At 72.4% G+C, this 5,225-nt stretch carries 3 protein-coding genes and 1 pseudogene; all 4 read left to right on the top strand.

From position 1 onward, the window contains the following. Positions 1-97: pseudogene (locus ABD345_RS39620) on the top strand (ATP-binding protein); the annotation flags it as partial. Between the two features lie 319 nt (positions 98-416). Next, complete coding sequence (locus tag ABD345_RS39615) at positions 417-3,950, top strand: sensor histidine kinase (RefSeq protein WP_344559650.1); 3,534 nt, start codon at positions 417-419, stop codon at positions 3,948-3,950. 10 nt (positions 3,951-3,960) lie between these two features. After that, on the top strand, positions 3,961-4,374 hold the full coding sequence (locus tag ABD345_RS39610) for a roadblock/LC7 domain-containing protein (RefSeq protein ID WP_014138208.1): 414 nt from the start codon (positions 3,961-3,963) through the stop codon (positions 4,372-4,374). Between the two features lie 166 nt (positions 4,375-4,540). Further along, positions 4,541-5,176, top strand: a complete 636-nt coding sequence (locus ABD345_RS39605) for a DUF742 domain-containing protein (RefSeq protein ID WP_344559648.1) — start codon at positions 4,541-4,543, stop codon at positions 5,174-5,176. Positions 5,177-5,225: the final 49 nt, after the last annotated feature.

The raw sequence follows: 5,225 nt of genomic DNA, 5'->3' as shown, positions 1-5,225 counted from the left end.
GATCCCCATCATCACCCTCGACGCCCGACGCCGGGACAGCGCCAAGAGCGCCCTCATCACCCTCGTCGAACACGCCCTCCTCGCCCGACTGCGGTGAGCCCGGACCTGGCCGGGGGGCGCGCGCCAAGGATGGTTCGCACCCCCCGGTAACAGTTCGGTAGGCATTTGCCGGGAGTCTTTGACACTGCGTGACCATTCGTACCCGGTGCGCGCCAATGACCTTGAACTTTGCGGGAGTTCAACCGTTTATGTCCGTTTTCCACCCCTGGCGTGCGAGCCGGAGGGGCCGTTTGTCCGGCCCAGCGGCTCGTGTTGGAATTCCAGCTACCCCGTAGGACCCACGCGGGCCGCGGCCCGTCGGGGGGTAGCCGCCGGATAGATCCATGGCCGCCAGTCGGTCGAGAGGTTGTTGTCGAGTGAGGCGTAAGCAGCCAGTCACCCCTCAGCGGCGCTCAGAGCCCCGCCAGCAGGACCCGGGTAGCGGCCCGAACAACGGTCAGTTCTCCGCGTTCTCCGCGACCGGGGACCGTGACCGCGCCGAGCAGCCCCGCGCCGTCGCCGCCGAGCCCGCCGCGCGGCCCGCGCCCGCCGAGGAGGCCCCGCGCCGGGGCGGCGGCCGGTACGACTTCCTGTCCCCGCTGAACTGGCGCGTGCCGACCCGCCTGGTGGCCATCCTGGTCATCCCGGTCGTCATCGCCCTGGTCTTCGGCGGCCTGCGCGTCAACACCTCGCTGGACGACTACAACCAGGCCGACCGCGCGGTGCGCATCGCCGACCTGGCCAGCGCCGCCACCAAGCTCGCCGACGCCCTGGAGCAGGAGCGCGACGAGACGCTGGTCCCGCTGCTGACCGGGCAGGGCGACCAGGGCGAGGTGAAGAAGCTCCGGGACAAGACCGACGAGGCCCTCAAGGCGTACGACGCGGCGTTCGCGGAGGTCAAGGACGACCCGACCATGCAGCGCCGCAACGACCAGTTCCAGCAGGCCGTGGCGTACCTGCCGCACCTGCGCGAGAACGCCTACAAGCCGGAGCTGTTCGCGACCGCGACCGCCAACGCCTACTCGCTGATGTTCGCGCCGCTGCTGGCCATCGACAACTCGGTCGGCTTCGGCTCCACCAACGTCACCTCCAAGGGCCGCGCGATCTACGCGATGTCGCTGGCCAAGGCGTCCGCCTCCACCCAGCGCGCGCTGATGCTCAACCTGCTGGTCGGCCTCGGCGTCGGCGGCGTGGACGGCCACGAGGGCGACGACCTGATCCAGTCGCTGGTGGTCGCCTCCCGCCTGGAGCAGACCGCGCTCAGCGAGTTCAACACCGCCTCCGGCGACACCGAGATCAAGGTGTACTCCGACGCCCTGGTCGACCAGGCCACCGCCGACCAGCGCCTGCCGCTGCGCATGCCCGACGGCCACAGCCTGCCCACCATGCAGGGCCTGCTCGCGGTCGGCATGTCCTACGCCGGCCAGCTGTCCAACACCGCGGCCGGCGGCGACCACGCCGCCAGCATCATCGACCAGGTCGGCAAGGACGGTCTGACCCGCCCGCTGTGGGACCAGGCCACCAAGAGCCACATGAGCGCGCTGCGCGCGGCCGAGACCGACCTGCTCGCCCAGGTCGTCAGCGAGGCCCAGGGCATCAAGGACCGGGCCTTCACCGACTGGGTGCTCAACTCGCTGATCGTGATCGCCTCGCTGGTGCTGGCCGGTCTGCTCACCGGCTACATCGCCCGCTCGATGATCCTCGGCATGCGGACCCTGAACACCGCCGCGCTCGACATCGCCAACCACCGCCTGCCGGAGCTGGTCGACAAGCTCTCCAAGACCGACCCGGAGCGGGTCGACACCGCGGTCAGCCCGATCCCGCTGCACGGCAAGGACGAGATCGGCGAGGTCGCCCGCGCCTTCGACCAGGTCCACCAGCAGGCCGTCTCGCTCGCCGCCGAGCAGGCGCTGCTGCGGGGCAACGTCAACGCGATCTTCACCAACCTCTCGCGCCGCAGCCAGGGCCTGATCCAGCGCCAGCTGGCGCTGATCACCGACCTGGAGAACAACGAGGCCGACCCGGACCAGCTGGAGAACCTCTTCAAGCTGGACCACCTGGCGACCCGCATGCGCCGCAACGGCGAGAACCTCCTCGTCCTCGCGGGCGAGGAGCCCGGCCGCCGCTGGAGCACCCCCGTCCCGCTGGTCGACGTGCTGCGCGCCGCCGCCTCCGAGGTGGAGCACTACGAGCGGATCGAGCTGGCCGGCATCCCCGAGGCCGACGTGGTCGGCCCCGCCGTGACCGACCTCGTCCACCTGCTCGCCGAGCTGCTGGAGAACGCCACCTCGTTCTCCTCCCCGCAGACCCGGGTGCTGGTCAACGCGACCCGGCTGCCGGACAGCCGGGTGCTGGTCGAGATCCACGACAAGGGCATCGGCCTGACCGCCGAGGACTTCGCCGAGATCAACGAGAAGCTGGCCGAGCCGCCCACCGTCGACGCCACCATCTCCCGCCGGATGGGCCTGTTCGTGGTCGGCCGGCTGTCCCAGCGGCACAACATCCGCGTGCAGCTGCGCCCGTCCGGCGAGTCGGCCGGCACCACCTCGCTGGTCATGCTCCCGCAGCAGCTGACCCACCTGGGCGCGCCCGCCCCGGAGCCGCAGGCCGAGGAGTTCACCGTCTCCCGGATCTTCGCGGAGCAGGAGCCGAACGCCGAGTGGGCGTTCGACGGCCAGGAGCGCACCGCGGCCGAACTCGGCTTCGACGACCACCTGCCCACCCGTGGCGCCGTGCCCGGCAACGGCTTCTCCCCCGCGCTGGAGTCCATGCAGCGCTCCCAGCGGCTGGAGGAGCGCCGCCGGGCCGCCCTGGAGATCGGCCCCGGCCCGTCCGCCCAGGAGCCGGTGGAGGCGGAGGTCCTGGAGTCGCCCTACGGCGAGCCCGGCGGCCCCGCGGCCGGCTACCGCCACCCGGAGCAGGACGCGGCCGGCTACGGCGCCCCGCAGGAGGACCCGTACGGCCGCCCCGAGGCGGACGCCTACGGCCGCCCCTTCGAGCCGCAGCAGGCCCCGCAGCAGCCCGCGCAGCCGGACGCCTACGGCTACCGCCAGGACGACCCGTACGCGCCCGCCCAGTACGGCGAGGAGCCGTACGCCCCGGAGCAGTACGCGCAGGAGCCCTACGGCGAGGAGCAGTACGCCGGCTCCTACCAGCAGCCGTACGCCGACGAGTACCGGCAGGACGGCTACCAGCAGGACGGCTACGGGCCGGACGGGTACCAGCAGGACGGGTACCGGCAGGACGGCTACGGACCGGACGGCTACGGGCAGCAGCAGGACTACGGCTACGAGGAGCCCGCCGGGCACCCGTACCCCGCCGAGGAGCTGCCGGCCCTGCCGCCGGCCCGCTCCGCGGCGGACCCGGCCGGCGGCGCGCTGCCGCAGCGGCGTCCGGGGCAGCAGCTGGCGGGCGGCGGTGCGGGCCGCCCCGCGGGCGGCGAGTCCCCGAACTGGTTCACCGGCGCGCGGGACACCTCGGCACCGGTCGACGAGCCGCGCGGCCACGACGTGTCGGCGCTGGGCGGCTACGGGCCGACCGGTCCGACCGCGGCGCCCAACGAGTGGGAGTCGCCGAACGACGGCGACTGGCAGCGCGCGGAGAAGCTGCGCGAGCCCTCCTCGGCCGGCACCACCCCCTCGGGGCTGCCGCGCCGGGTGCCCCGCCAGAACCTGGTCCCGGGCAACGCCCGGACCACCCCGCAGGAAGGCCCCCAGGTCTCCCGCGACCCGAACGAGGTCCGCGGCCGCCTGACCAACCTGCGCCGCGGCGTCGAGCAGGGCCGCCAGGCCGGCGGCGACCCCGGTGCCACCGGCAGCTTCCGGATCGACCCCGACCAGGGGGCGTACGGTGATGGACCGCACAACAGCAGCACCGATCTCTTCGGCGGCTCGAACCAGCAGGAGCGTTGAGTTGACCCAGATGAGCCAGGCCGCACAGAACCTGAACTGGCTGATCACCAATTTCGTGGACAACACCCCCGGGGTGTCCCACACCGTGGTGGTCTCCGCCGACGGTCTCCTGCTGTGCATGTCCGAGGGCTTCCCCCGGGACCGTGCCGACCAGCTGGCCGCCGTCGCCTCCGGACTGACCTCGCTGACCTCGGGTGCGAGCCGCATCTTCGAGGGCGGCGACGTGACCCAGACCGTGGTCGAGATGGAACGGGGCTTCCTGTTCCTGATGGCGGTGAGCGACGGCTCCGCGCTCGCGGTGCTCGCCTCGCCGGACTCCGACATCGGTCTCGTCGGCTACGAGATGGCCCTCCTCGTGGACCGCGCCGGCGCGGTCCTGACGCCCGCTCTGCGGGCCGAACTCCAGGGCAGTCTCCTGCACTGACGGTTCGTCGGATACCGTCCTGGTATTCGAAAGACCTCATTGCCCGTCCCGAGGTCGCTTCGGCGGCCTCGGGACCGGGCGTTGTACGGCCTTCGCACCACCGGCCACGGCGCTCCCCGGCGACGCGGCCAGCAACGCACCGCCGCACCCTTTGAGGAGATGAACCGTGACACCGCCCGACCACAGTGGCCAGTACGGCGTCCCGTACGCGGGCTCCGGCCACGACGCTTTCGGGGCTCCCGGCGTCGGCCACGGTCAGCAGCAGCAGTACGCGCCGCAGTTCGACGGTGGCCAGTCGTACCTGCCCCCGCAGTCCGACCCGCGCTGGTACCAGCAGCAGGACGGATACGGCCAGGCCCACACCGGCCCCCACGCCTTCCCCGATCCCGAGCTGCCGCACCGGTACGAGGAGCAGCAGCCCGGCCACGTCGAGGAGTACGCCGACGAGGAGGAGGACGCGGGCCCGCTGATCCGCCCCTTCGCGATGACCGGCGGACGGACCCGGCCGCGCTACGAACTCGCGCTGGAGGCCCTGGTCTCCGCCGCGGTCGACCAGGCCCGGATGGCCACCCTGCTGCCCGAGCACCAGCAGATCTGCGCCCTGTGCACCTCCGACGTGAAGTCGGTGGCCGAGATCTCCGCACTGCTCGGCCTCCCGCTGGGAGTGGCCCGCATCCTCGTGGCGGACCTGGCCGAGGCCGGCCTGGTCGCCATCCACCAGCCCGCAGCCGGCGGCGAATCCGGCAACCAGCCCGACGTCACGCTGCTCGAAAGGGTCCTCAGTGGACTTCGCAAGCTCTAACGCGGCCGCCGCCCCCAGCCGCGCCACCACCTCCGCCAAGATCGTCGTC

Origin of the sequence: Kitasatospora saccharophila, from assembly GCF_039529925.1 — a bacterium.
GTDB classification, from domain to species: domain Bacteria; phylum Actinomycetota; class Actinomycetes; order Streptomycetales; family Streptomycetaceae; genus Kitasatospora; species Kitasatospora saccharophila.
Note: the sequence above shows the minus strand (reverse complement) of the source record. Positions and strands in the feature narration are given on the sequence as shown.